This window comes from Shewanella sp. 10N.286.51.B7 (genome assembly GCF_002873615.1).
Classification (GTDB): Bacteria; Pseudomonadota; Gammaproteobacteria; order Enterobacterales; family Shewanellaceae; genus Shewanella; species Shewanella electrodiphila.
In genome coordinates, this window is record NZ_MCUF01000018.1 from 104,559 (window position 1) to 130,683 (window position 26,125).

19 protein-coding genes are annotated in these 26,125 nt (G+C 41.0%); 10 read left to right on the forward strand and 9 right to left on the reverse strand.

What is annotated here, in order from left to right:
- Positions 1-446: 446 nt before the first annotated feature.
- Entirely contained in the window at positions 447-1,700 is a 1,254-nt protein-coding gene (locus BCU84_RS03005; protein WP_102526618.1) for an alginate lyase family protein, read from the reverse strand.
- 651 nt (positions 1,701-2,351) lie between these two features.
- Between BCU84_RS03005 and BCU84_RS03010 the strand changes: the two genes are divergently transcribed.
- Positions 2,352-4,130, forward strand: a complete 1,779-nt coding sequence (locus BCU84_RS03010; protein WP_102526619.1) for a transporter — start codon at positions 2,352-2,354, stop codon at positions 4,128-4,130.
- A gap of 104 nt (positions 4,131-4,234) precedes the next feature.
- Here BCU84_RS03010 and BCU84_RS03015 read toward each other — a convergent pair whose 3' ends face one another.
- The gene (locus tag BCU84_RS03015) at positions 4,235-5,047 is read right to left on the reverse strand and encodes a FadR/GntR family transcriptional regulator (protein ID WP_241906344.1); all 813 of its coding nucleotides are present in this window, start codon (positions 5,045-5,047) and stop codon (positions 4,235-4,237) included.
- A 770-nt stretch (positions 5,048-5,817) separates the two neighbouring features.
- Between BCU84_RS03015 and BCU84_RS03020 the strand changes: the two genes are divergently transcribed.
- Both BCU84_RS03020 and BCU84_RS03025 read left to right on the forward strand, forming a co-directional pair.
- Positions 5,818-6,528, forward strand: a complete 711-nt coding sequence (locus BCU84_RS03020) for a FadR/GntR family transcriptional regulator (RefSeq protein WP_102526620.1) — start codon at positions 5,818-5,820, stop codon at positions 6,526-6,528.
- 126 nt (positions 6,529-6,654) lie between these two features.
- Entirely contained in the window at positions 6,655-8,028 is a 1,374-nt protein-coding gene (locus BCU84_RS03025) for an MATE family efflux transporter (RefSeq protein WP_102526621.1), read from the forward strand.
- A 94-nt stretch (positions 8,029-8,122) separates the two neighbouring features.
- Here the strand turns inward: BCU84_RS03025 and BCU84_RS03030 are convergent, their stop codons facing one another.
- From BCU84_RS03030 to BCU84_RS03040, 3 genes are all read right to left on the reverse strand, one after another.
- On the reverse strand, positions 8,123-8,608 hold the full coding sequence (locus tag BCU84_RS03030) for a VOC family protein (RefSeq protein WP_102526622.1): 486 nt from the start codon (positions 8,606-8,608) through the stop codon (positions 8,123-8,125).
- A 320-nt stretch (positions 8,609-8,928) separates the two neighbouring features.
- Positions 8,929-11,103, reverse strand: coding sequence for a heparinase II/III family protein (locus tag BCU84_RS03035; protein WP_102526623.1), 2,175 nt, complete (start codon positions 11,101-11,103; stop codon positions 8,929-8,931).
- Position 11,104: 1 nt separating this feature from the next.
- Positions 11,105-13,258 carry a heparinase II/III family protein gene (locus BCU84_RS03040; protein WP_102526624.1) on the reverse strand — a complete coding sequence of 718 codons (2,154 nt, stop codon included), beginning with the start codon at positions 13,256-13,258 and terminating at the stop codon, positions 11,105-11,107.
- Positions 13,259-13,554: 296 nt separating this feature from the next.
- Between BCU84_RS03040 and BCU84_RS03045 the strand changes: the two genes are divergently transcribed.
- The 3 genes from BCU84_RS03045 to BCU84_RS03055 are packed head-to-tail and all read left to right on the forward strand — an operon-like array spanning position 13,555 to position 15,522.
- Positions 13,555-13,890, forward strand: a complete 336-nt coding sequence (locus BCU84_RS03045) for a cupin domain-containing protein (protein WP_102526625.1) — start codon at positions 13,555-13,557, stop codon at positions 13,888-13,890.
- 26 nt (positions 13,891-13,916) lie between these two features.
- The gene (locus BCU84_RS03050; protein ID WP_102526626.1) at positions 13,917-14,846 is read left to right on the forward strand and encodes a sugar kinase; all 930 of its coding nucleotides are present in this window, start codon (positions 13,917-13,919) and stop codon (positions 14,844-14,846) included.
- A gap of 40 nt (positions 14,847-14,886) precedes the next feature.
- Positions 14,887-15,522: a bifunctional 4-hydroxy-2-oxoglutarate aldolase/2-dehydro-3-deoxy-phosphogluconate aldolase gene (locus BCU84_RS03055; RefSeq protein ID WP_229368469.1), complete on the forward strand. Its 636-nt coding sequence runs from the start codon at positions 14,887-14,889 to the stop codon at positions 15,520-15,522.
- Between the two features lie 306 nt (positions 15,523-15,828).
- Here BCU84_RS03055 and BCU84_RS03060 read toward each other — a convergent pair whose 3' ends face one another.
- Entirely contained in the window at positions 15,829-17,223 is a 1,395-nt protein-coding gene (locus BCU84_RS03060; RefSeq protein WP_102526627.1) for a PhoH family protein, read from the reverse strand.
- A gap of 345 nt (positions 17,224-17,568) precedes the next feature.
- Between BCU84_RS03060 and rapA the strand changes: the two genes are divergently transcribed.
- The gene (gene rapA, locus BCU84_RS03065) at positions 17,569-20,475 is read left to right on the forward strand and encodes an RNA polymerase-associated protein RapA (RefSeq protein WP_102526628.1); all 2,907 of its coding nucleotides are present in this window, start codon (positions 17,569-17,571) and stop codon (positions 20,473-20,475) included.
- A 93-nt stretch (positions 20,476-20,568) separates the two neighbouring features.
- Complete coding sequence (locus tag BCU84_RS03070; RefSeq protein WP_102526629.1) at positions 20,569-21,501, forward strand: DUF3530 family protein; 933 nt, start codon at positions 20,569-20,571, stop codon at positions 21,499-21,501.
- Positions 21,502-21,538: 37 nt separating this feature from the next.
- Here the strand turns inward: BCU84_RS03070 and BCU84_RS03075 are convergent, their stop codons facing one another.
- On the reverse strand, positions 21,539-22,345 hold the full coding sequence (locus BCU84_RS03075) for a crotonase/enoyl-CoA hydratase family protein (protein WP_102526630.1): 807 nt from the start codon (positions 22,343-22,345) through the stop codon (positions 21,539-21,541).
- Positions 22,346-22,716: 371 nt separating this feature from the next.
- Between BCU84_RS03075 and BCU84_RS03080 the strand changes: the two genes are divergently transcribed.
- A complete protein-coding gene (locus tag BCU84_RS03080; protein ID WP_102526631.1) occupies positions 22,717-23,712 on the forward strand; it encodes a response regulator in 996 nt (331 codons plus the stop codon).
- A gap of 67 nt (positions 23,713-23,779) precedes the next feature.
- Positions 23,780-24,742, forward strand: a complete 963-nt coding sequence (locus BCU84_RS03085; RefSeq protein ID WP_102526632.1) for a sensor domain-containing diguanylate cyclase — start codon at positions 23,780-23,782, stop codon at positions 24,740-24,742.
- Positions 24,743-24,821: 79 nt separating this feature from the next.
- On the opposite strand, the gene rraB is transcribed toward BCU84_RS03085, so the two are convergent.
- A complete protein-coding gene (rraB, locus tag BCU84_RS03090) occupies positions 24,822-25,220 on the reverse strand; it encodes a ribonuclease E inhibitor RraB (RefSeq protein ID WP_102526633.1) in 399 nt (132 codons plus the stop codon).
- A gap of 55 nt (positions 25,221-25,275) precedes the next feature.
- Positions 25,276-26,007, reverse strand: a complete 732-nt coding sequence (locus BCU84_RS03095) for a 1-acylglycerol-3-phosphate O-acyltransferase (protein WP_102526634.1) — start codon at positions 26,005-26,007, stop codon at positions 25,276-25,278.
- Positions 26,008-26,125: the final 118 nt, after the last annotated feature.

Consider the following 26,125-nt stretch of genomic DNA (forward strand, 5'->3'; position numbering starts at 1 on the left):
AAAATGAAGTTTAAAGCTGGGTGATTCTCCGTTGGAAATTTTGCTGTTTAAATTTCGCCGGAGCTGCGGGGTGTTCTAAGAGGGAGTCGCAGTTCACTCCTTTTTAGTCTGGTGTGGGCGAAGCGCCACGACTTTGATTTAGATTTTTATCCAAATAAATAAATCATTAGCTAACGAAAGCTGCTAACAAATCTTAGGACAGAAATGTATTACTCCTCCCCAGGTTCTGCCTGCAAAAATGCCACAAATATAAATCTATATTAAAAATGATCAGACTTTATTGTGATTTATCACACGTTAATATGAACCCACAATAATTCATTAATGGGTTAACAATTCTTTATAATCAACTCTGTGCGATCAATTCTTGTAATAAAAAGCCCCTGAAACTAAAAAGCGAATACCTATATCAGTATTCGCTTTTCATTTTAAGCAGTCAGAATCAGTTAGTTTGAACGATACAGCAGTTCAATCTCACGCTGTGCCCATACCTCAGCTAAGTTTTTACTCACGCTGTAATTACTAAAGTCAGTGTCTTTCGCCAAGTTAATCCATTGCTCGTTATTCAACGCTTGACCTGCTTTTAGGTAAATAGGTGACATACGGGCAATTCTGCGGCTGTCTTTTTCAGGAAAAGGCCAACTGGCTTTAGGATCATTGTAATTCACCATAAACTCGATGCCTTTTGATAAAGACACGCCTTGATCATTTTCATAGTGCCACAAGTCAACATCAACCTTATCACCAAGTTGAGCAATGCCTACTAACGGATCTAAGCTGAAGTAATGGTAATGATAAGAACGAGTTCTTTGCGCTTCATGTGGCTGCGAGCCATCTTCAGCAAACTGGGTATCAACACGAACTTTACCTTTTTGAACCATTTGCTTAGTTAAATGTGTATTACCTAAGAAGTATGCAATGCCAGCCATTTGATAATCATACCAAGTGCCGTGGTTATTAGGTGCGTAAGCCTCGCCTTTAGGGCCACCACTTAAATCGTCTTCTATTAACCAATCAAGGTAATCGCTGTACCATTGCTCTATCCCCTGCTCGTCTTTATCTGTCCACGAGGGTGACTGAGATAAAATAGCTATCGCATCTAAATTACGTTCAACCAAGGTACGAGTATCGATCAAACCACTGCGACGTCCGTCTGCCACTCCTGGTACACCTTGACCAAAATTCACATTGGGATTCATACGTGTGTCTTCATCTATATACCAAGCACGAACTAATTCAATCGCTTTATTGGCGTAGGCTTCATCTTCACTAAAGTAATAACCTAATGCTAATGCCCGCACTGTACGAGTAAAAGTGCCAATTCTTACTGAGTCCGTTTCATCAGATTTAGACGCTGGATTAGTTTTCCCATCAAAGCGTATCCAAGGTAGGCCGTCAGCTTTAGATTCATCTGGCCACCAATAAGGACTAATGCTCATATAATCATTTTTATCGCCACTAGGAGGTGTGAAGCCTTTATGGGCTACACTGAAAATACCTGCCTTTTTGCCGATATCTGCTTCTTCAAGTAGTTGCTGGTAACTGCGCTGCATTGATTTAGGTGCATTTTCTGAATGTAACAAAGCACGATTAGCTGCCAATGTGGCTTCATCTAAAAAAACAAAATTTGCCGCCAATACAGGACTCGTTACAAATACACTCATTAAAGCGGCTGCGCACAAAGATTTTGGGACTTTCATTTACTTCCTCCAGCTATTAAGTAATACAAATATAGCATAAGACAAAAGTTATTCAGTGATACAGGTCATGTAAAATTACTATCTTTATGTAACCAAATAAATATACCACAGCAAAAACAACAACTTAAAAACACAATTAATTATTGGCAATAATTTCTATAACGAAATTTGATGTGCGTCTCACAATTGATATTGTATTATGTTAGTATCATTTTATTGATTTATTGGGAAATGGTTTCACTGTATCGACTTTGTCTAAGAGGCAAAGGTTAATACACTCCCATTTATCGTTTTCATACAGCGAGTTCGAAAAGCCAGCACCTAAGAATATTTGGGGCGTGCAGTCTTCGACCCGCAATGAAGTTACCACCCTAAAAAGAATAACTGCGGTCAAGGTAACAACGAGGTTAGCGACCCATTTTAATAAGTCAGTGTGACAAATAGATTTTAGGTTATTGCAGCTACGATATGTGCTTTAGCAAATGCATCCACTACTCAGGATGCTAAATTGTTGATGAAATAAGAATGTTTGAAGTTTTAAAGTTTGCACTTTTAATAAGGTCAGTCTGATTACTGAGTAATTAAGGCTTTTTTTCAGCATTATTGCTGATGTTGGTTCCCATAGATTTACTCTTAGAAAAGGTTATAAAAATGGAGCTAAATACACTCATTGTAGGCATCTATTTTCTATTCTTAATTGCAATAGGCTGGATGTTCCGAACATTTACAAGTAATACAAGTGACTATTTCCGTGGGGGCGGAAGTATGTTGTGGTGGATGGTTGGGGCGACTGCCTTTATGACCCAATTCAGCGCATGGACCTTTACTGGCGCCGCTGGTAAGGCATACACAGACGGCTTTAGTGTCGCCATTCTTTTCTTAGCCAACGCCTTTGGTTATTTAATGAATTACGTCTACTTCGCGCCTAAATTCCGTCAACTACGTGTTGTCACGGTAATTGAAGCAATCCGTATGCGCTTTGGTAACGCCAATGAGCAAGTATTTACCTGGACTGGTATGCCAAACAGCGTAATCACTGCGGGTATCTGGTTAAATGGTCTCGCCATTATTGCATCAGGTATCTTCGGCTTTGACATGACCACAACCATTATTTTGACTGGTCTTGTTGTATTGGTTATGTCAGTTACCGGTGGTTCATGGGCGGTTATTGCATCTGACTTTATGCAAATGGTTATTATCATGGCTGTAACGATTACCTGTGCGGTAATGGCTTACGTACACGGCGGTGGTATCACTAACATTATTGAAAACTTCCCAACGGATTCATTTATTGCTGGTGGCGATCTTAACTACTTAAGTATCTTCGCAGTATGGGCAGTATTCATTTTCTTAAAGCAGTTCAGTATTACCAACAACATGTTGAACTCTTACCGTTACTTAGCAGCTAAAGATTCAAAGAATGCACGTAAAGCCGCATTACTGGCCTGTGTATTAATGAGTATTGGCCCTGTTATTTGGTTCCTACCTAGCTGGTACTTAGCGGGTTCTGGTGTTGATTTAGCAGCGATTTACCCTGAGGCGGGTAGTAAAGCGGCTGACTTTGCATACCTATACTTCGTACAGGAATATATGCCTGTGGGCATGGTTGGACTATTGATTGCCGCAATGTTTGCCGCAACTATGTCCTCTATGGATTCAGGTCTGAACCGTAACTCTGGTATTTTCGTTAAGAACTTCTACGAGCCAGTCGTTCGTCCACATGCTAGCGAAAAAGAATTGATGTTAGTGTCTAAACTGACTTCAACCTTCTTCGGTATTGCCATTATCTTAGTATCGTTATTTATTAACTCACTTAAAGGGTTGAGCTTATTCGATACCATGATGTACGTTGGTGCCTTAATTGGCTTCCCAATGACTATTCCAGCATTCTGTGGATTCTTCATTAAGAAGACGCCTGACTGGGCTGCATGGGGAACCTTAGTGGTCGGTGGCTTTGTTTCTTATATTGTTGGCTTTGTGATTACTGCTGAAATGGTTGAGAACGCTTTAGGTCTAGAACAAGCGTTAACTGGACGTGAATGGTCTGAAATTACGGTTGCGATTGGTCTGATGGCACACGTGGTCTTCACCGCTGGTTTCTTTGTCGCTTCAACTTTATTCTACAAACCTTTGACAGAAGAACGTCAAAAGAATGTTGATAAGTTCTTTGAAAACCTTGCTACACCACTGGTTTCTGAAGGCAACGCTCAAAAGCAACTGGATAACAAGCAACGTCGCATGTTAGGTACATTAATCGCTGTAGCAGGTATCTTTGTCATGGCAATGTTCCTTCTACCGAATCCTTTCTGGTCTCGCATGATATTTGTATTATGTGGTGTGATTGTCCTCTCGGTTGGTTTACTGCTAGTTAATGCCGTTGATAGCAGCATTGAAGATGCGGCCGCTGCGGAAGAAGCAGAAGCTAAGTAAAACCAATAATGGCATTAAGACAATAGACTAATAACCTGTTGTCTAACCCAACAAAAAACGCAGACCTAGGTCTGCGTTTTTTTATGTCCGATTAACGAGCTAACTTACTCTTTAATTCGGTGATTGATTGACTGTAAATGCTCTCGAGATGTTTCGCGAGCTTTGGTTGAATCACCAATCATAATGGCTTCATAAATCAACCTATGCTCATTAAAACAGGTGCCACCTTCTTCAGATGAATAAGCAATAAAGTGCTCAAACATGGTGGTGAGAATATTGCCAAAAGGCAGGTAAAAGTCATTACCAGTAGAGAAGAAAATAATCCGATGGAATTGAATATCAATGTCAATCCATGCTTCGATGTCTAACTCAGGTGCTGAATTCAACTCACTCATTTTCTGAAACACTGAAGACAACTCTTTACGCTGCTCGACAGTGGCATTTTGCGCCGCTAATGCACAAGCTTCTGGTTCAATTGCACGGCGAAAGCCTAAAAATTGGTTACAGAAGTCATTAATGTCAGTCAGCCCTTCCATCCACTCAATTAATTGTGGATCTAAAAAGTTCCAATTAATCTTCTCAACCACTCGTGTACCGATTTTGGGACGTGACTGTAGCAAGCCTTTTGAAGTCAGTAATTTCACTGCTTCTCTTAACGCTGTTCGACTAATACCAAATTGTTCGCACAATACCATTTCACTTGGAATGATACTGCCTTGAGCAAGTTCACCTGAAAGGATCGCACGAGCGATTTCGCGGGCAACGTGTAAATGTAAACTACGTTTAGCCCCTGAAATTGAATTGAAGCTATTCGCCATTTGCTTATACAACGCTGTTATTGGGATAATTGCGCCAATATAACATGATAAATATGAGACGAGAATGCTTGAAAACTGTACTTTAACACTGATTTTCAACAAGTTTCATGTTGCCTGCCTTTGATAAATCATACAAATAAAATCAAGTTCATTCGGTCTTCAAACCCATATGACAATTTAACATGTGAAAAACCATCTAAAGAAAAGACAAAATATTTATCTTTTTTATAACTATCATATCGTTACTGAGTTTACTCGATTGTACATATTTTGACTCTTACCATGGCAAACTAAGTAAACTTGTTTTAACTGAATAACTTAGAGCTTATTCAGTCTTTAGAAGTACTTACTCTGAATATTTGTACGACAATATAAAGCAGAAATCATCCAACTTAGTCAGCTTTAAACAAGCTAAAGATAATAAATAAAAATTAATCTTTTATTCATATATGTGAGTCTAAACAGCTTTTAACACCCATTGGTAACATAAACAGGTTTTATAAAAACACGGTATATTGTAGTATAATACAACAGGAAATGGTGAGTGTAAGGAGTCTCAGAATGAGTGAAACGCATACCTTTATTTGCTTACATGATAAGCAAATAATCTGCGATTCCGACTGTAAACACTCATTCAATTGTAAAGGTATATACATGATTTGATGCTGATCAAGTTCTGCGAATACCCCGTTCCATAACAGCCTTTTTAGCCATGAGCCAACAGGCAAATGTCGCTGATACGTAATACCATTTTATAACTATCTATGATGAGCATTAAACCCACTGCACTACAACTCATGTGGCTTAGAAGTGTTCTGATCTCATCGATATTTTGAGCCAATTTTCATTTTAAAAAGGATCGCAAGATCATGTTCATACAAGTAGAAGATTCAAGCAGACGAGTCCATGTGCAAGTTGCTAGACAAATTGCGCGTAAAATTTTGTCAGGCGAGATTGAGCCTTTGCAGAGACTTCCTTGTGAAATGGATTTATGTGAAATGTTCGGCGTTAGCCGCACAGCATTACGTGAATCAACTAAATTGCTATCGGCCAAAGGCTTGATTGAGTCACGTCCTAAAGTGGGTACGACGGTAAGAGCGCGTGCAAATTGGCATTTTCTTGACCCACAGTTATTAGACTGGATTCAAGGGCTTGAAAATACTGAAGTGTTCTTAAGTAAGTTTTTAGGATTACGTAAAGCCATTGAGCCCGAAGCCTGTGCACTGGCAGCCAGCTACGCCACAATTGAACAACGTAAGCAGATGTCGGTATTAATGCAAAATATGATTAAAGCTGCTGAAGAATTTGATTATGAGCAATGGACCATTAACGATCACTTGTTCCACCAAACGATCTACTTATCGACAGATAATCAGTTTTATATTCCTTTCGGCAATATATTAACCACCATCTTTAAGTTGTTTATCGATCACTCAGCTGAAGGTGGCCGCTTTTGTATTAACGAACACAAAGGCATTTATGACTCGATTATGTCTGGTGATGCCGACCAAGCACGCAGCTATTGTCAGGAATTATTACGCGATGACAATCAAAGGTTCTCTGAGGTCCCTACTGCTTAATATTTACTAAGGCTTCTGCTTAAAAAGTGAGGTTGCTATCAGTTAACTGCAAACTGAAGTACCAAGTACAGAAGCCCTAGTTCAAGGAAGAATGAATGACAAACTCGATAATAATGAAAGGTGAACATGCAGTTCATTAATCGCTATATTCATAACCAATATGTTCGCAATAACATTGCCTTAGCTTGGCCTTTAGCATTAAACGCCCTGTTGATGCAGTCAATGCTGATGATAGACACCCTATTAGTATCACCACTGGGTGAAATCCCGTTGGCAGCAATGGGAATAGCCACCACCATTGTGGCGTTTATCATGGGCATTCAAATGGCATTGGCCAATGGATCGCAACTGGTTATGAGCCGTGCCGTTGGTTCTAAAAACGCCCTTGCACTGACTAAATCATGCTGGTCTGGCATGAGTATCAATTTCTCTGTCGCATTACTGTTTTGGTCTGTACTTCTGTTATTTGAAGAATCTATAGTCGCGCTAATTACCCAAGATGTCGCCTTACAGGCTGAAGTACTGCGCTACTTAAGTGTTGCCAAGTATGTGGTGCTCTTTAACGCTGTAACCCAAGTTTGTATTGCCCTCTTTAATAGCTTGGGCAAAACAAAAATCGCGTTTAAAGGCTATTTGATTGAACTCCCTATTAACGCAGTTTTGTCATACGCTTTCATATACGGCACAGCATTCACCCCAGAGCTTGGCGTTGTCGGCGCTGCTGTGGGGAGTTTAGTGGCTATTTTCGTGCGCTTTATTTACCTCGCTCTGTGCGTTTCCACGTTAGATAATATCTCGTTAAAGCTTGCATTGAATATTCATGAAGCACTGATCAATGCGCGCAAACATTTTATGGAAATTTTTCCTGTTGCAGCCAATGTCACCATGCTGTCTATTGGTGTCAGTGTTTATCAGTTACTTTACTCGCAGCTATCAATTAACGCTTACGTAGCCATCACCTTAGTCTTGCCTTGGATGCGAGCAGGTGGGCAATTTATTACAGCCTGGGCCCACTCTTCTGCCATTTCAATCAGCCAAGCCATTGGTTCAAAGAAGCTGCATGATTTAGAAGATAATGTGAATATCAGCATTAATCTTGCTGTGGCAATTTCACTGATGACCATGGGCTTTTTCTTCATTTTAAGTTTTTGGATTGCCGATATATACCCTGATATGGCAGACGAAACCTATCAGGCGTTAGCCATTATTGCGCCAATTTATATTATTTTGCCTTTGGTTCGCGGATACAACACAGTACATGGGCATGTGCTCAGAGCAATGGGGCATACTACTGCGGTATTTAAGATTAACTTTACGGGTCAGTGGCTCATATCAATCCCTTTATGCGCCCTGCTTATCTTGTACTTTGATGCATCAATATTTTGGGCATTTGCAATTCAACCTTTTGAAGAAATCATTAAAGCGTTTCCATTTCGATTTTTAGCCAGAAAAGCGGTCAAAGAGTTTAGTCATCACGATGCTGAAAAGCTCAGTTATTAATCTGAATTCTAGGTTTAAGCTTACCTCTGTACGGGACAAACAGATAAAACAAAAGGGCTAACTTCTCAGTTAGCCCTTTTTTACAGTATAAGTATTACTCGTAATCAGCTGCGTATGTTTCTTCATACGTGTGCGAGTATAATTCGAATAAGTTTCCAAATGGGTCTTCTAGATAAACCATTTGTGCAGTGTTGTTATCACTTTCTGGATGGTAACGCATAATGTCCATACGGACTTTACCGCCAAGCGCTTTAGTGCGTTTGATAACACCGTGAAAATCATCAGTTTGCAAACAAAAATGGAAAATACCAATGCGTGAGAAGTCTACTTCGTGACGCTCTTGACGCTCTTTCATTTCAAAAAGCTCAAAACCAATGCCATCTGATGTAAGTAAGTGAGCAATGTTAAAACCTTTAAAACCTTCACCAAATACCGCGATACACATTCTACCGATAGCCGTTTCACGTTCTTCTTTCACTTTAGTGTTGCCCATGACAACCTTCATATCTAAAGCTTTAGTGTAAAACTCAACCGCTTGGTCCATGTCACCGACCATAATACCGACGTGATTCATTTTCATAACTTACCTCAAATTTTATTAGTGAAACCATGTTCTGTTTCGATGAGGTAATATTAAGCTCAACCATTAATAAATAAAAATTATTAGATTTTATTAAAATCATTATTTTTATTTATCACAAGTTGCGTTTATCACAACTTTTATAGTTCCATTCCGCCGCTTTAACTCAGCACCCTAATGATGACCTTAGATACCCTGAAATACGCCCAATAAAAATGGGAAGCAACTGCTTCCCATTTATAATTAAGATAAACTTGCTTAAATAAACTGTTTTTTAAGCTGTGACTTAAGCTGCTTTAAAGCTATCAAATAACAGCCGTTTACGCTGGTTCTACATCTGTAGGCTCGACTTGAGCAAATGCCCCTGCCCAAGTGTAGTAGTGAGAATCAAACTTCACGGTGCGGGTTTCAGCATGCTTGGCTTCTTCTTCGTTTGAAATTGCAAAGTAGTAGTCATTACCTTTAATCGTTTCAATACGAATGACAGTACCAATGTCGTCATGGCCCATCACGTTAACTGACTTTACTTCGCCACGCGCATTCAATGATGCTTCAGTTGACTCGTTAAAGTAACCGTGGGTTTCAAGTACCGAGGCAAACACATGGTTTTTGCCCGATTGACGCATAATTAACGCAGGCTCGCTACGCATATTAAAGTCAGGATCATTGGCACCTGTGCGCGCAAAAATCACCTCACTGTGCTCAACTGCGCTAGTAACTAAACTGTAGTAGCTGCTGTCATGTAACCAGGTCACTAATGCGCTTGCTTCAACTTTACCTGAACCGACATTCCACAAGTGCTCATAACCATTGTCTTTGCCTAATGGACGTAGTTTGCTTTCCACGTCGTAGTCAAAGTCAGTTCTAATGATTTGACCACTATAATGAACCGGCAAATCGTATTGGTGCTCAGCATCAGCTTCAATCAAGTAAACATCAATGACTAATGGTTTTTCAAACTCTTCGAGCTCAGCCAATATCACACTACGTTGCATGGTAATGCCGTCGTAATAATCGCTGATAACGCCACTCATGCCTTGCAATGCTGGGTTATCCGCAACAAAGAAGTGCTTTTGGCCAAACTTAGATTCAGCTGTGGCAGTATCAAAGTTGTTTTGGGTTTTCTGGTCAACTGTCACTGTGTTGTGCGCAACGGTCTGCTTACAATATGATTTGTTCTCTGGGATATAACGGCCGCCAAATTTTGGCTCAACGTTAACCCAACGGCCAAAGCCGTAGTCGTTTAACACTTCATGACCGCGATTAAATACACTTAAATGTAAACCGTCATAATGGCCATGATCCAGCGCCGAGTGATATTGATGATCACTGCCGTGCTGGCCAAACCAAATCAGTGCCATAGTGTCATCATCTTTCGCATCACGATGACGTAAAATACTCACGCCACCTTTTTCGCCTTCTGGGCCATCAGTAACGAATAAACTGCCCCAGTTAAACGGCTTGATATCGTCAGCGTTAGCCACTGCCGTAGACAAGGTTTGTCCTGAAGAGTGAACCCACACATCTTGCTGATGATTCGCCATACCGAGTAAGGTTTCAGTTTGCTCGTAACGATGGAAACATACAGATGTTGCCATGATCACGCCTTCATCGTTAATCGAAATCGTTTTCGATGAATCGTTTAATGCAGGTAAAGAACCGTCTGGGAATGCGGTTTTAAATACTGCATAAGACGTGGTTTTAATCACTGAGTCATTGAACTGGTAAATGCCAATATCAGGCTGACGACGTTCAATCGCTTCTGCAAACAAGTAAATTGGACGCAGTGAGAAGCGGTGATAATAAGGCCCTTCCATGTAATAGCCATCAGGCGAGAACAATTGGTCTAATTGCGCTAAGAAACCACCGCTAACTTTATCAAGCTTTAAGCCATATAGTGCTTTATCCACTGATTCTTGGTCATTAATGGCATAACCACAAATACCTACAGCAGCCACAGCCCATAGGCCATGATTATGAACGATGTCGAAGTCATGAGCGTAAGTCACCACAAACATTTCGATCATTTGCTTCAAAAGATCATCTTCAATTAAGCGTTTTTGATCGTCAGTTAATGTGTGGTAAATACAGCTATACGCGCAAGATGCGTAAAGCATCCACATATTTTCGTTTAACGTCTGGTGGAACAGCTTACCCGGTGGGTTAGAGTCTTTACTGACGTTGCTTTCAAGTGTTGGGTACACGGTCGCGTATGCTGTGAGCATATCAACAATGTAATCACGGTATTTAGTGTCTTCAGTGATTAAGAACAAACGGCCAGCAAGATCCATATGGATATAGTTTTGCTTATGACGGTTATGCTCATAACCACCACCTTCACCATGGCCAGGCACTTCAATGCCCACTTCGGCCATATAGCTGTCTGTTTGTTTAATATCACGGCTCAATGCATTGCCAAGAAGCGTATCTTGACCCAGCTCTTTACGTAGCTCAATTGCTTCATCAAAGCTGATTAATAATGGTTGATAACTCATGTTACTTCTCCTGCACTGTCGCTTGGCTTGATACAGCGTAAAACCCTGTCCAAGTATAAGTTTGACCGTTGATATCTAGATGATGCTCAGTGGTTTTAGTCGCATCAGCTTGGTTGCTGATCATCACTGTAACGACACTGCTAGCGGTTTCAATCTCTACGACTGATCCCACTTCATTGTGGCCAACAACTTTAATATTTTTCACTTGGCCACGAGCACTAACTGATTGCTCAAACTCTTCGTTGAAATAACCGTGAGTTTCTAATACCGAAGCAAATAACGTGTTGCCACCTTTGCTGCGTAGCGTAAATGCTGGCTCGCTGCGTAAATTAAAGCTTGGGTCATTTGCCCCTGTGCGGGTAAAGATGACTTGATCATTGTCGTTAGAGCTTGTGCCTAACCAAGTGTAATAATTATGGTTTTGCAACCAGCTAACCAATGCAGTGTCATTTACTTTGCCATCTGCAACGTGCCATAAATGCTGGTAACCATCTTTATCACCAAGGGTGTCGAGTTCTTGATGAGTGGTGTAATCAAAGTTAGTACGGATAATCTGGCCATCATATTGATGTGAGTAATCATACTGATGTTCACCTTCACCCGTTAAGCGATAAAGATCTAATAAAAGCGGGGCTTCAAGTTCTTCAATGTTCAACATAAATACGCTGCGCTGCATGTCGAAACCATCGTAATGGTCATTGGCAAATGCGCTCATGCCTTTAATGTTGTCGCTGTCGATAGCGAAGAAGTGAGGGATACCATGAACCCCATCTGCGCGCTTAACGTCAAAGTAGTTTTGGCAAGTTTCGTCAATCGTGACCAGGTTATGGGCTATCGTTTGGCGAGCATAAGATTTGTTCTCGTCTAAGTAACGGCCACCAAATTTAGGCTCAACGTTAACCCAGCGACCAAAACCGTATTCACGTAATACTTCTTGGCCACGGTTAAAGTAAGTAATACCTAAAGTATCGAAGTTGCCATGACCCATACCGTGTTGGCCGTAATTCATTACCAACTGGAATACATCTTGTTTTTTATCCTGCATACGGATAAAACCTTGTGCGCCACTTTGGCCTTCAGGGCCTTCGTTAAGCTCTACACTCGGCCAGAATGGCATGCCAATTTCACGTTCTTGGGTCGCTTGTTCAAATGCTTGCGATAATGCTAAGCCACATGGGTGCATCCACACAGCATCTTGAATTTTCGCCATGCCTAATAAGTTGTCATCAAGCCCGTAATGTTTGCTATAAACACTGACTGCCACTTGAACGCCCATATCGGTAATCCCCATGGTACGAGAAGCATCATTCAATGCTGGAAATTCACCATTAGGATAAGCCGTTGATAATAACGCCTGCACTGTGTTGCCAATCACGCCGTCTTTGTAGCTGTAAATATCCACTTCTGGCATATGACGATGTAATACTTCAGCAAACACACAAGTTGGGCGAATAGCGTAGCGATGGTAGTAAGGGCCTTCCATGTAGTAGCCCGATGGCGCAAACAATTGTGATATTTGCGCTAAGAATCCACCGGTGTCATCACGGTCTAAACCATATACAGCGTGCTCAAGGTATTCACGCTTACCAATGGCTAAGCCACATATCCCCACTGCGGCTACAGCCCATATGCCATGATTATGAATGCGGTCAAAATCATGGGCATATTTTACAGTGAACATATCTAGCATAGGTTCAAAAATGCGTTCTTTGATACGTTCTTGTTGAGCTTGAGTCATTTCTGAAACGACACAAGAATAAGCAATACTGGTGTAGAACAACCAGCAATGCTCGTTAAGAATTTGATGAAATAAACGACCTGTTGGATTGGTATTCTTTTGAACATGAAAATCAAAAGTAAGGTATTTATCTGCGTATTGCTCTAAAACTTCAATAACAAAATCAGCGTACTTTTGCTGTTTAGTGATCAAAAATAAACGACCGGCCAAATTCATGTAAGTGTAGTTCTGCTTATGACGGTTGTGCTCATAGCCACCTGCTTCACCATGCCCAGGAATATCTATAGGCAGTTGCATAAATGCATCGACGTCTTTCTGGTTAGCCGCGATGGTCTTTCCCATCAAGCTTGAACGACCTACTTCTTTACTTAACAGCGAAATCTCGGCTTCAGTAAGCAATATTGGTTGCGTTGCCATAGGTTTTGTCACCTTTTTACAGTCATGAAATTTAAGAGCTGCACATAAAGTAATACAATATGCGTCATAGATATATCTAATCCTATCAGAAAAATGAACTTGATCACATTCGCAATCAAATGGCCATATTCAAGCTATACAGCGTTTTACGGATAAATATCTTATAATTCGCCCAATAAAGAATAGTTGATTTAGCTCACACAAATAAAAACATATTGTATTACAAATCAAAAGTAAGCATTATGATAACTAAATATTGATGATTAGCAATATTTAAAACGCTTCGGAGAAACACAATGAATATATTTTTTAAAGCAGATGAGCATCCATGGGAAGAAGTCGGTGAAGGGATTAAGCGTAAAATTGTAGGCTTCACGGATGATTTAATGGTGGTTCACCTTTGCTTTGGAAAAGGTGCTATTGGTACCCCGCACACTCACGAAATTCATGATCAAATTGGTTATGTAGTGAAAGGTAGCTTTGAAGCTCAAATTAATGGTGAGAAAAAAATTCTTAATGCGGGTGATGCATTTATTGCGCGTAAACATTTTGAGCACGGCGTAGTAGCACTAGAAGAAGACAGTATTCTGGTCGATGTTTTCTCGCCTTCAAGAGAAGACTTCCTTAAGTAACTTAACCTCTAAATAGGCACTGGAATATGAAAAATCAAAAAATTGCGATTATTGGCGAATGCATGGTTGAGCTAAGGCCATCAGGCGAATTGCTGGCGCAAAACTTTGGTGGAGACACGTTAAATACCGCTTTGTATTTAGCGCGCCTTACCCAAGGTGCCAATTTAGCGACCCATTATGTTACTGCGTTAGGTCATGACCCTTTTAGTACTTCCATGAAAGACACTTGGCAGGCTGAAGGCATCAATACTGATTATGTATTGCATGTTGAAAACAAGCAGCCAGGTCTTTATTACATTGAAACTGATGATTGCGGCGAACGCTCTTTTTATTACTGGCGTAATGATGCCGCTGCGAAGTACTTATTTGAGCAAGCTGGCAGCAAAAAGCTGGCAGCGTCTTTGATCGATTTTGATTATCTGTATTTAAGTGGTATTTCACTGGCTATTTTAACCAGTGAAAGCCGTAAAACTTTATTCAGTGTGCTTGAGCAATTTAAAGAAGCAGGCGGCAAGGTTATTTTTGACAATAATTACCGTCCACAGCTTTGGCAAGATAAAGCTCAAGCTATAGCAAGTTACAAAACAATGTTGTCATTCACTGACATTGCTTGTTTAACCTTTGAAGATGAACAAGCGCTATATGGTGACACTGATGTTGAACAATGTATTGAGCGCACCTCAAACCTTGGCGTATCTGAAATCGTTGTCAAACTTGGCAGTGAGCCTTGCTTGGTGATCACCCCAGATTCAAGGATCAGTGTTGCGGCGACGTTTGTAGAAAACGTAGTTGATACTACTGCAGCTGGCGACTCTTTTAGCGCAGGATACCTTGCGAAAAGATTAACCGGTGGCACGACAGAACAAGCAGCCAAAGCAGGTCACTTACTTGCTGGCACTGTCATCCAACATGCAGGTGCGATTATACATCCAGATGCTATGCCTAGTTTAGGCTAAATTTGAGCCTGATTTAAGCCTATTAAATAATGAGTAAGAAGTGAGAAATACTGTGCCGACATTAAACGAACAACTATCACAATTAAAAGTTATCCCTGTTATCGCAATTGAAAATGCTGATGACGCTGTACCACTCGGAAAAGCGCTGGTCGAAAACGGCATGAACTGTGCCGAAGTGACTTACAGAACTGCTTGTGCATCACAAGCTATCCGTAATATGCGTGAAGCTTTTCCAGATATGTTGATTGGTGCAGGAACTATCTTAACCCCTGAGCAAGTTGATGATGCTATCGATTCAGGTGTGGACTTCATCGTTAGTCCTGGTTTTAATCCAAAAGTCGTGCAGTACTGCTTAGATAAAAACATTCCCATCATTCCTGGTGTGAATAGTCCAAGTTTGGTTGAACAAGCAATGGAAATGGGCCTTAAGACTGTTAAGTTCTTCCCAGCAGAACCATCTGGCGGGATCCCAATGCTTAAAGCATTAACGGCTGTTTACCCAGTGTCATTCATGCCTACTGGTGGCGTAAGTTTATCGAATGTCGATCAATATTTAGCGATTCCAGCGGTACTAGCTTGTGGTGGTACTTGGATGTTACCGCCGAAAATGATTGCTGCAGGTCAATGGGAAGAAATTGGTCGTTTAGTTAAAGAAGCAGTGGCTCACGTAGCCTAATATGAGTAAAAATTAACAATAAAAACAATGCTGTTTCCCTCAGCGCTAGTCTGATTCATCAGCAGACAACTCAACACTGATTGTTCTACTTGCATGTTAGAACATCAGTGTTTTTTTATGCCTGTAAATTAGCTCACAAGTCAGTTGATACAAGTCAGTTAATACAAGTCAGTTAATACAAATCAATTGGTGCTAATCGAATGTTCAAAAAAGCCATCGATGAAAACCGATGGCTTAATGATTTGTGAGTTGATGCCTTTATCATCAATTCACACTTACTACATGCTACTTGCTACTTGCTACTTGCTATAAATGCTCTTCAGCAAATTCAGCCAAGCGTGAGCGCACCACGCCATTTAGGTAAATATTGGCACTACCATCAAAGTCTTTAAAGCGTTCCACAATGTAGGTTAGCCCTGAAGTCACCGCAGTCAAATAGGTTGAGTCAATTTGCGATAAATTACCACAGCACACCAACTTAGTGCCCTCGCCCATTCGGGTGATCATGGTTTTAATTTGTGATGCCGTCAGGTTCTGACATTCATCTAAAATGACCACTGAGTCCTGAATCGAGCGGCCCCGCATAAAGTTAATCGACTTAAACTGCACGTTGGCCTTTTCCATAATGTAGTTCATGCTGCCAGTCGGGTTAACATCATTTTTGTGCAGTACTTCGAGAGTATCGGTAATCGCTGCCAGCCACGGCGCCATTTTCTCTTCTTCTGTGCCAGGTAAAAAACCAATAGACTCGGCAATTTCAGGCGTGTTACGAGTGACAATAACCTTCTCGTATTGTTTTTTCTCAACCACTAACTCAAGTGCTGCAGCCATGGCAATTAAGGTTTTACCGCAACCTGCGGGCCCTGTAAGAATAACTAAATCAATTTCAGGATCGAGTAAGGCATTAAGCGCCATACCTTGATAAATATTCTTTGGTTTAATCCCCCACGCCTGCAAATGCTCAAGTCGGTCACGACCATAATCAATAATATTAAGGTGGGTTTCGGTGCGACTTGCGACCTTGCCGCAAAATTCAGTGGCTTCATCAATTAAATATTGGTTTTTATAAAATGGTTCGTTACCCACTTCTGAAATATTCACTTGGTGAACGGTTTTTCCGGCGACGCGATCTGTAGAAACCTTGTCAACATTGCCCCAGAAATCACCTTCAAATTGATAAAACCCTTTGGCAAGAAAGCGAATGTCGTCAATTAATTGATCGGTTCGATAATCTTCAACCCTTTCAATGCCCGCACCCTTGGCTTTTAGGCGCATGTTGATGTCTTTGGTGACTAACACGACTTGACGGGGTGAATGAGTTTTTTGCAGATGCAGAGCGGTATTAATGATGCGGTTATCGTTGTTATCACCGGGCAGATCGCCTGCTGTAAAATCGATTTGATGGTCTGGGAATATGGATAAACTGCCTGAAACGTCTAAATGACCTTCGCGAGCAGGGAGTGATACACCGTTAAGGATTTGTTCTGGTGAGGTCTTTCCTCCGAGGATATCCTCTAATGCCCTAATGGCGACTCGCGCATCACGACTGATGTCGTGCTTTCTGTCCTTAATATTGTCTAACTCTTCTAACACTGTCATTGGGATGATTACATCATGTTCCTTAAACGAATATATCGCTAAAGGTTCATGCAGTAACACATTGGTATCCAGTACAAACAACTTTCTGTCGTTATGTTCCATGGCGCCTCCAGAGTGCTCAATGCAAAGGGGTAACTAAGGGATTAATCCAATTTAAACTCCTGATATTAAAAATATAATAAACTTACAGCGATAGATAATCTCTATCAGTGCACAATTAAACTATGCCAGCAAATCTATTAACTCTCAATAGTTAATCGGATGTTTACTAGGTCAGTTTAGGGGAATAAAGATGTCATTTAGATGACAATAATGTGGCAAATTCAGACTTAGCTAAATAAAATTGTCGATCATGAATATTTAAATCGCTGCTAGAATTTAAATCTAGCAGCGTTTGTTATAACATACGCGCCCTTTGTTTTAATCAGCCCCGAATGAGAGTAAAAAATGCCGTTTGCTTTAGGTCAACGCTGGATTAGTGATACCGAGTCAGAACTTGGTTTAGGTACTGTTGTCGCCGTCGAAGGACGCATGGTCACTGTACTGTTTGCTGCCGCCGATGAAAACCGTCTGTTTTCACGCGATGAAGCCCCATTAACTCGTGTAATTTTTAATCCAGGTGACTCAATTGAAAGCCATGAAGGCTGGAAACTTACCGTCAATGAAGTCGAAGAAAAAGATGGTTTAGTGACCTACATCGGCATTCACAGTGAAACGAATGAAAGTGTTCGTTTACGTGAAACTCTGCTGAACCACAATATTCGTTTTAACAAACCTCAAGATCGTTTATTTGCAGGTCAAATTGACCGTTTAGAGCGTTTTGGTATTCGTTACCAAAGTCAGCTATTGCGTCATAAATTGGCTACCTCTGACTTACTTGGCCAGCAAGGTCCACGTGTAGGTTTAATTCCACACCAACAGTGGATTGCCCATGAAGTGGGTCGTCGTTATGCGCCGCGCGTATTACTGGCTGATGAAGTCGGTTTAGGTAAAACCATTGAAGCAGGTTTAATCATTCATCAACAGCTGCTCACTGGCCGTGCTGAACGTATCTTGGTTATCGTACCTGATACTTTACGTCATCAGTGGTTAGTCGAAATGCTGCGTCGCTTTAATTTGAAGTTCTCAATTTTCGACGAAGACCGTTGTGTAGAGGCTTATGCTGATAACGACAATCCATTTTATACTGAACAATTAGTCATTTGTTCGCTTGAGCTATTGCGTAAAAAACGCCGCTTAGAACAAGCTATTGATGCTGATTGGGATTTAATGGTCGTTGATGAAGCGCATCACCTTGAGTGGAGCGAAACAGCGCCGAGCCGTGCATATCAAATTGTTGAAGCATTAAGTGAAGAAGTCCCAGGCGTGTTATTGCTTACCGCAACTCCTGATCAACTAGGTCATCAGAGCCATTTTGCGCGTCTACGTTTACTCGACCCTGATCGTTTCTACGATTATGAAGCCTTTCTTGAAGAAGAAAAAAGCTACCAAAGTGTGGCAGAAGCCGCCGAAGCTCTCACTGCCAACACCAAGCTTGCAGACAGCGCCATTAACAGCTTAACTGAGCTGCTGAGCGAAAAAGACATTATGCCTAGCATTAATGTTATTCAGGCTGAAGATGTGGCTGATGATGTTAAACAAGCTGCTCGTGATGAGTTATTGCAAGAGCTACTTGATCGCCATGGTACTGGCCGAATTCTTTATCGTAATAGCCGTGCATCAGTCAGTGGTTTCCCTAAACGATTCTTTAATCCACATCCATTAGCCATGCCGCAAGAATATGTTACTGCTGAGCGTGTGAATGCGATGATGGGTTCTAAAAAATCACCGCAAGATCAAGCCAAGCAGTCCCTAAGCCCAGAAAAGCTTTACCAAGCTTTTGAAAGTGAAAGTGCCAGTTGGTGGAAATTTGATCCCCGCGTGGATTGGTTAATCGACTTTTTAAAAGAGCACCGCAGTAAAAAAGTATTGATTATTGCGAGCCAAGCAGAAACCGCTTTAAGCCTTGAAGAAGCATTACGTACCCGCGAAGGTATTCAAGCAACGGTATTCCATGAAGGTATGTCGATCATCGAGCGCGATAAAGCTGGCGCCTACTTTGCTCAAGAAGAAGGCGGTGCGCAGGCACTGATTTGTTCTGAAATTGGCTCAGAAGGACGTAACTTCCAGTTCGCAAGTCACCTTGTGTTGTTTGACTTGCCGCTAAACCCTGACTTACTTGAACAGCGTATTGGTCGATTAGATCGTATTGGCCAACAAAACGATATTCAAATTCACTTGCCGTACCTACAAGATACCGCGCAAGAGCGCTTAATGAATTGGTACCATCAAGGGCTTAACTCGTTCGAGTTAACCTGCCCTAGTGGCCACATTCTTTACTCTGAATTCGCTGACGAATTAACAGCGGTGCTGAACGATGCCGACCCAGAGTTAATGACTCAATTACTGAATCACACACAAACTCGTTACCAAGAGCTTAAGCAAGCGATGGAACAAGGCCGTGATAAGTTATTAGAAATTAACTCTCATGGTGGTGAGCAGTCAAAGAAACTCGTTGAACGTTTAGCTGAACGCGACTCTGATACTCATTTAATCGGCTCTGTGATCCGTTTATGGGACATTATCGGTGTCGATCAAGAAGATCGCGGCGAGAACTCTATCGTACTGCGCCCAAGTGAACACATGCTGTTCCCATCTTACCCAGGCTTACCTGAAGATGGTGTGTCTGTCACGTTTGACCGTGAAACAGCATTGTCTCGTGATGATATTGCGTTTATCTCGCAAGAGCATCCGCTAGTACAAACGGCATTAGATTTAATCACAGACTCTGAAACCGGTACCACCAGTGTGGCAGTGCTTAAAAACAAAGCCTTACCTGCTGGCACCTTGTTCTTAGAATTGATTTACATGGCTGATGTCAGTGCCCCTAAATCATCGCAGTTATACCGTTATATGCCGCCAACACCAATCCGCGTGTTGCTGGATAAAAATGGTCTTAACCTGTCTGATAAAGTGGATTATGCAAGCTTTGATAAGCAGCTTAGTGCAGTTAATCGTCATATTGCCAGTAAACTTGTCAATGCATCTCAACCAATTTTGCATCCATTACTGGCCAAAGGTGAAGAGCAAGCTCAAGCGGCTTTAGCTGAATTAGTTGAACAAGCTCGTGACAAGATGACGCTGCAATTAAACGGTGAATTAACACGTTTAGAAGCACTTAAAGCGGTTAACCCTAACATTCGTGATTCTGAGTTAGACTATATCCGTAATCAAATGGCTGAGCTCAATAGCTACATTGATGACAGTCAATTCCAGCTAGATGCTATTAGAATGGTATTAGTTAGCCACGTATAATACACTGCTAACATAACGCTAAAAGCCCTGAACTTCTTATTAGTACGGGGCTTTTTTGTATATGCCTTTCAAAAAACTGTATAAGTAATCGTAATGAAATTAATCCGACGCGCTCACTACCGCACAATATTTTTCTCAAGTTTACTCGCGCTAACGAGCTTGTTTTCATTTAATGCGCTCAGTAACGACCTTTTTAATAGCACACTGTTAAGTGCGAGTTTGTTATCTGACAGCGTATTCATACCGATTAGTGACGCCGAAAAGCAACAGATTACCGTTCAAGATCAAACAATCGAAGTATTGGTTAAGCCATGGCAAGGTAAGAAACAGCACGGTGCTGTTTTTCTTGTGGGGCCAACCGACACTCACGCCAGCGGACGTGGCATTATTCGTTATTTACGCCAACAAATTCCATCAAAAGGCTGGGCAAGTATCAGTATTAAACCCACTGAAGGCCTGTATCGCCCTAATTTTGCCACTTCAGCTGACCAAGTCACCAAAGCGGGTGAGAAACAGCTTGAACTTAATGCCTATCAAATAACACCAAAGTACAGCTCCAGCCAATTATTAGAACTTAGAAATTTCCAACAGAATGTTATCAATGAATGTTTGGCTCAACTTGAGGCAATTGGAGAACAATTTCCAGGAAAGCGAATTATCATTGCCGCTGATGACAGTGCTGGGATGGTGATTAATTTGCTCCATCAAGACAAACTGCAGCAACCAGACTTACTGGTTGTGATTAATCCTTACCGAGAATTTGAACAATTAATCGATGAGCAAAGCCGTGATTTATCTATACCGTTACAATTAGCTGAACTGGATTTTCCAATTCTTGATTTACAATCAGAGAATGGCAACATCGAGTCTATCGCTGAAACACAAGCACGCAAACAGTCCAATCAAATGAAAACAAGTCATCGATATCGTCAGTACTTATTGCAGCTTGACCTCAACAATCAAGGTGGGTGGGATGAAGCGTTAGAACATATTGAAGGGTTTGCTCGAAAAATGGTTGGTCGGTAAACCTACCAACCCATTTTACGATAATGAGTCAGCTCGCTTACCAACCGGATTGACGGTCCTGATAAGGTTTTGCTGATTTTTTAATTTCTCGATGGCCTGCAATACTACGGTTTTTGCCGACCAATAAACGGATTTGGCTTAAAGACTCTCGGCTTAGCAAACTACGTAATGTACCAGACCAGTTTTTGTTAATACTCAATTTGACTGCAGCATTCGTATCTGGCGAGCGTTGCATTAACTTGTCAGCGAACAATTGCGCTTGTTGATGTGGGTCGTCATACACTTCAGTGACTAATCCGTACTCGAGTGCTTTATCTGCAGTGATAATGTCAGCGGTATACGTCAGTTGTAGCGCTTTATCTTTTGGCATTATTTGTCTTAAGCCCGCAAGACCTGCCATATCAGGTAATAATCCCCATTTAGATTCCATTATCGACAGTTGCGCATCTTTACTCGCAAACCTAAAATCAGCGCCTAACGCTATCTGCACGCCACCGCCATAACAAAAACCTTCAATAACAGCGATAACAGGAATGGGTAACTGTTGCCAGCCAAGGGAGACTCTCTGTGCCAAATTAGCATTACCAGGTAGCCACTTGAATAATAATTTCAGCGCAGGCATCACAGATTTCGACACACTTTTCACGTCTAAACCAGAACTAAAGTTTCCTTCTGCACCCGATAAAATAACCACTCTAACCGCTTTATTTTTGTGTAATTTTTTTATGGTTTTATCAATAGCTTGAAATAGCTCGATGTTGAGTGCGTTGTATTTATCAGGCCTATTGAGTGTGACATGGGCAACGCCATTTTCTACCCTTAACTCAACGAGTTTATTATCCATGGTTCATCCTTTACTGGTCAGTCCAGATTGCAAGTTAACATAAATCCTCCACTTGTCGAGTAGTTAACCAAATAGACACACAGGCAGTAACAGAAATACCCCACAAAAAACACCAAATGAATACGCAAGCATCAAATCCAACATAAAAAAGCGTCATATAAGATACAATTTTGCGATAAGTGCCAAAAAACTGTCGAATTTTAATGCTAATCATCAGCAATAAGTTGTAAAATAATGTTTAATAAATGTAGGGTGTAACGTTTTAGACTTTTCAGCAGCTAACTTACTGTTGCTTAATGCAATTAACCAAAGCGTTAAATCATCAACTACACTCAATAATAATAAAACCCGTTAAAGGATCATCTGTCTCTATGACTATTCCTATTTTGATATGCGATGACTCAGGATTAGCCAGAAAGCAAATGGCGCGAACCTTGCCCAAGGAATGGGACGTTGATATCAGTTATGCCACTAATGGTGCTGAAGGACTCGAGGTTATCCGTGCAGGCAAAGGTGAGATCGTATTTCTCGATCTCAATATGCCTGTAATGGATGGATATGAAGTATTAGAAGCCATTCAAAAAGAAGATTTGCCTGCATTGGTCATCGTGGTGTCAGGTGATATTCAAATCAAAGCTCACGAAAGAGTCAAAGCGTTAGGCGCATTGGATTTTATTCAAAAGCCTGTCAGCGCCGAATCCATCAGTAATATCCTCGAAGAGTACGGCATTCTGACCTTAGCATTAAAAGATGCAGGTAATGACACGCCGATGTTTGAAGTGGATTTACGCGATGCTTGCCAAGAAATAGCCAACGTTGCTATGGGGCGCGCAGCAGACTTATTGGCAACCCTATTAGATGTGTTTGTCATGTTGCCTATCCCCAACGTAAATGTCCTTGAAGTCAGTGAACTGACCATGGCACTAAAAGCCACTGAAGAAAGTTCAAAAGTATCAGCATTGTGCCAAGGCTTTATTGGCGCAGGCGTGGCTGGTGAAGCTCTGCTGTTATTTCATGATTCAAGCTTTGAAGACATGGCCAAGTTAATGGGTCATAAAAACCCACAAGATACTGCAAATGAGATCGAAGTGTTAATCGACACTGGTAATGTGCTTATTGGTGCATTCCTTAACGGTATCTCTGAGCAATTAGATATGAAGTTTAGCCAAGGACATCCTGTTGTTTTAGGACGTCACTGCACGGTGAATGAGCTAATCCACGACAATTCAGAAAAGTGGCAACGCACCTTAGCAATGGAAATCAATTACCAAATTGAAGATCACAATGTCCAGTGCGATTTATTACTGCTATTTACCGAAGACTCCATCCCAACGCTTAACTTTAAGCTGGGTTATTTGCTCGATTAATCAACCTATTTAGCGAATAACACATTCGCAAATAATTAAAATAATAAAGAAAGTTGGATGTTAACTCATGTCTACTGATCAAAATGCAATGAACGAACTTCACTGGCTTATTGATATGGTGCAAACCATAGAGGTTGGCTTGGTCGTATTAGATCGTAATTACAACATCCAGTTGTGGAATGGGTTTATGGAAAACCATAGTGGCGTATCGCCTAATGCCATTAAAGGCAAAAACCTATTTGAAACTTTTCCAGATTTGCCTAATGAGTGGCTAACTCAAAAAATGGAATCGGTTTTTTTACTTAAAAACCGCTCGTTTATTAGCTGGGAACAACGCCCATACGTCTTTGAGTTTAAAAACTATCGCCCAATCACAGGTCGTGCTGATCACATGTATCAGAATATCACCCTGCTGCCCTTGGCTTCGCTCACCGGCAACATAACCCATATCAGTATCATTGTTTATGACGTGACTGATGTGGCGATTAATAAACTACAACTCAAAGCGGCCAATGAGCAATTAGAAAAACTCAGCCAGACTGACAGCTTAACCCAACTATTTAACCGTCGTCACTGGCAAGAGTGTTTTGAAAAAGAATATGAACGCTTTGCCCGCTATGGTGAAAACGGCAGCATGATTATGATTGATATCGATAATTTCAAACAAATTAACGATAAGTATGGTCACCCTGCTGGTGATAAAGTCATTCAGAATATAGCCCATATCTTAAAACAATCTTTACGTGAAACTGACTTTGCAGGACGTTATGGTGGTGAAGAGTTTGCAGTGGTGCTAACGAATACCAGTGCTGACGAGTCGAAATACTTCACTGAACGCTTGCGTAAAAAAGTCGAATCATCACAAGTGGTTTATAAGAACCAAATCATCAAAGTCACCATCAGTATTGGGGTCAATTCCTTGTCAGAAGACACCAAAAATAGTGCTAGTTGGTTATCAGGAGCAGACAAGGCCTTATACCTTTCAAAGGAAAATGGCCGTAACCAAACTTCGGTTTATAAAACCAAGTAGAAGCGAATATCTCCATAGTTATCAATAAAAAGCCCACTCATTTGAGTGGGCTTTTTATGATTTTTCAGAAACAAGTTAATTAAAACTCATCTTCTTCATCTTGTTCTTCATCAAGCTCATCTTCGTCACCGACAAAGAAGGTTCCCCAACCGTCATAATCTACTTTTTGCTTTTGCGCTAAAAGCATCAGTTGCTCACAAGCTTTATCTAGCAAGTCAGCTTCAAGTGCATGATTAGCAATTGCATCAAAACAGAAAATGATTGAGCCATCTTCTAGCTCCATCTCTTCTGCATCATTCACTTCAAAACCAAGTTTAAATGCATCAACCGCCGCTTTTTCTAAACGGTCAAAATTAGTCGATGAAAAGTGATGCTCAATCGTGTATTCGGCATCGGCTTGCGAACCATCAGCAAGCAAAGCTTGGATAATTTCACGGTTCTCAGCAAACTGCTCTTTTAAAAGACCTTCAATAGACATGGAGTAACTCCGTTAACAAAATAATGCGGCTAATCGCTAATTATACGTGATAAATCTACTGAGGTTTAGCCATTAATGCCGATGCTTCTTGATTTAATTCAGCTAAACGCTTTGACATTGCCTCATGCACCTTAGCACAAAGCTTTTTAACATCACTTTTATCCACATTTGCAGTCGACATCGGTGCCATCATTTCCACAATCACCACACCGTTATTCCAACGGTTCAATTTAATGTGGTTTTGACATGACGCCAGTACTGGGACTATTGATGCTTTAGCTGCGATAGCGGTGTGGAATGCACCTACTTTAAATGGCAATAAACCACGCCCTCGTGAACGGGTTCCTTCAGGGAAAATCCAAACTGATAATAGTTTGTTTTTCATTTTCTCGACTGTTTTAGCCATGGTATCAAAGGCACTATGACGATTTTTACGGTCAATCAGAATATTACCTGACAACCAGTAAATTTGCCCAAATAGCGGCATCCACGCCAAACTTTTCTTACCTAAACTCACTGTCGCTTTTGGAACAGCTGAAGTATGAGTAAATAAATCAAAGTTATTCTGATGATTCGCTAAATAGATTTTAGGTTCTTTCGGGTCTTCTTCTGTTGCATGACGAGTAATGACTTTAATGCCAAGGATTGGGGCAACGGATGAAAAAATGCGAGCGATAACATGGACATTATCACGATGCATTGGTCTGACAATACAAAGGATGATTGCGAAAAAAAACGCCAGTGTTAATAACACTGCAAGAATAATTGAACGAGCAATTAACAGCACAAGCAGGCTCCTGCGAAGAAAGTGGCGACAGTATAGCCAGCACGGATGCTGGACTCAATGATTTGTTTGATTTCAGTTTACAATTGTAAGCTTAAATGATTATACACCAGCCAAGATG

What these genes read in the sequence shown, in the direction of transcription:
- BCU84_RS03005 (WP_102526618.1), bottom strand. Translation starts at nt 1,700, where the DNA reads ATGAAAGTCCCAAAATCTTTGTGCGCAGCCGCTTTAATGAGTGTATTT.
- BCU84_RS03010 (WP_102526619.1), top strand. Translation starts at nt 2,352, where the DNA reads ATGGAGCTAAATACACTCATTGTAGGCATCTATTTTCTATTCTTAATT.
- BCU84_RS03020 (WP_102526620.1), top strand. Translation starts at nt 5,818, where the DNA reads ATGTTCATACAAGTAGAAGATTCAAGCAGACGAGTCCATGTGCAAGTT.
- BCU84_RS03025 (WP_102526621.1), top strand. Translation starts at nt 6,655, where the DNA reads ATGCAGTTCATTAATCGCTATATTCATAACCAATATGTTCGCAATAAC.
- BCU84_RS03030 (WP_102526622.1), bottom strand. Translation starts at nt 8,608, where the DNA reads ATGAAAATGAATCACGTCGGTATTATGGTCGGTGACATGGACCAAGCG.
- BCU84_RS03035 (WP_102526623.1), bottom strand. Translation starts at nt 11,103, where the DNA reads ATGAGTTATCAACCATTATTAATCAGCTTTGATGAAGCAATTGAGCTA.
- BCU84_RS03040 (WP_102526624.1), bottom strand. Translation starts at nt 13,258, where the DNA reads ATGGCAACGCAACCAATATTGCTTACTGAAGCCGAGATTTCGCTGTTA.
- BCU84_RS03045 (WP_102526625.1), top strand. Translation starts at nt 13,555, where the DNA reads ATGAATATATTTTTTAAAGCAGATGAGCATCCATGGGAAGAAGTCGGT.
- BCU84_RS03050 (WP_102526626.1), top strand. Translation starts at nt 13,917, where the DNA reads ATGAAAAATCAAAAAATTGCGATTATTGGCGAATGCATGGTTGAGCTA.
- BCU84_RS03060 (WP_102526627.1), bottom strand. Translation starts at nt 17,223, where the DNA reads ATGGAACATAACGACAGAAAGTTGTTTGTACTGGATACCAATGTGTTA.
- rapA (WP_102526628.1), top strand. Translation starts at nt 17,569, where the DNA reads ATGCCGTTTGCTTTAGGTCAACGCTGGATTAGTGATACCGAGTCAGAA.
- BCU84_RS03070 (WP_102526629.1), top strand. Translation starts at nt 20,569, where the DNA reads ATGAAATTAATCCGACGCGCTCACTACCGCACAATATTTTTCTCAAGT.
- BCU84_RS03075 (WP_102526630.1), bottom strand. Translation starts at nt 22,345, where the DNA reads ATGGATAATAAACTCGTTGAGTTAAGGGTAGAAAATGGCGTTGCCCAT.
- BCU84_RS03080 (WP_102526631.1), top strand. Translation starts at nt 22,717, where the DNA reads ATGACTATTCCTATTTTGATATGCGATGACTCAGGATTAGCCAGAAAG.
- BCU84_RS03085 (WP_102526632.1), top strand. Translation starts at nt 23,780, where the DNA reads ATGTCTACTGATCAAAATGCAATGAACGAACTTCACTGGCTTATTGAT.
- rraB (WP_102526633.1), bottom strand. Translation starts at nt 25,220, where the DNA reads ATGTCTATTGAAGGTCTTTTAAAAGAGCAGTTTGCTGAGAACCGTGAA.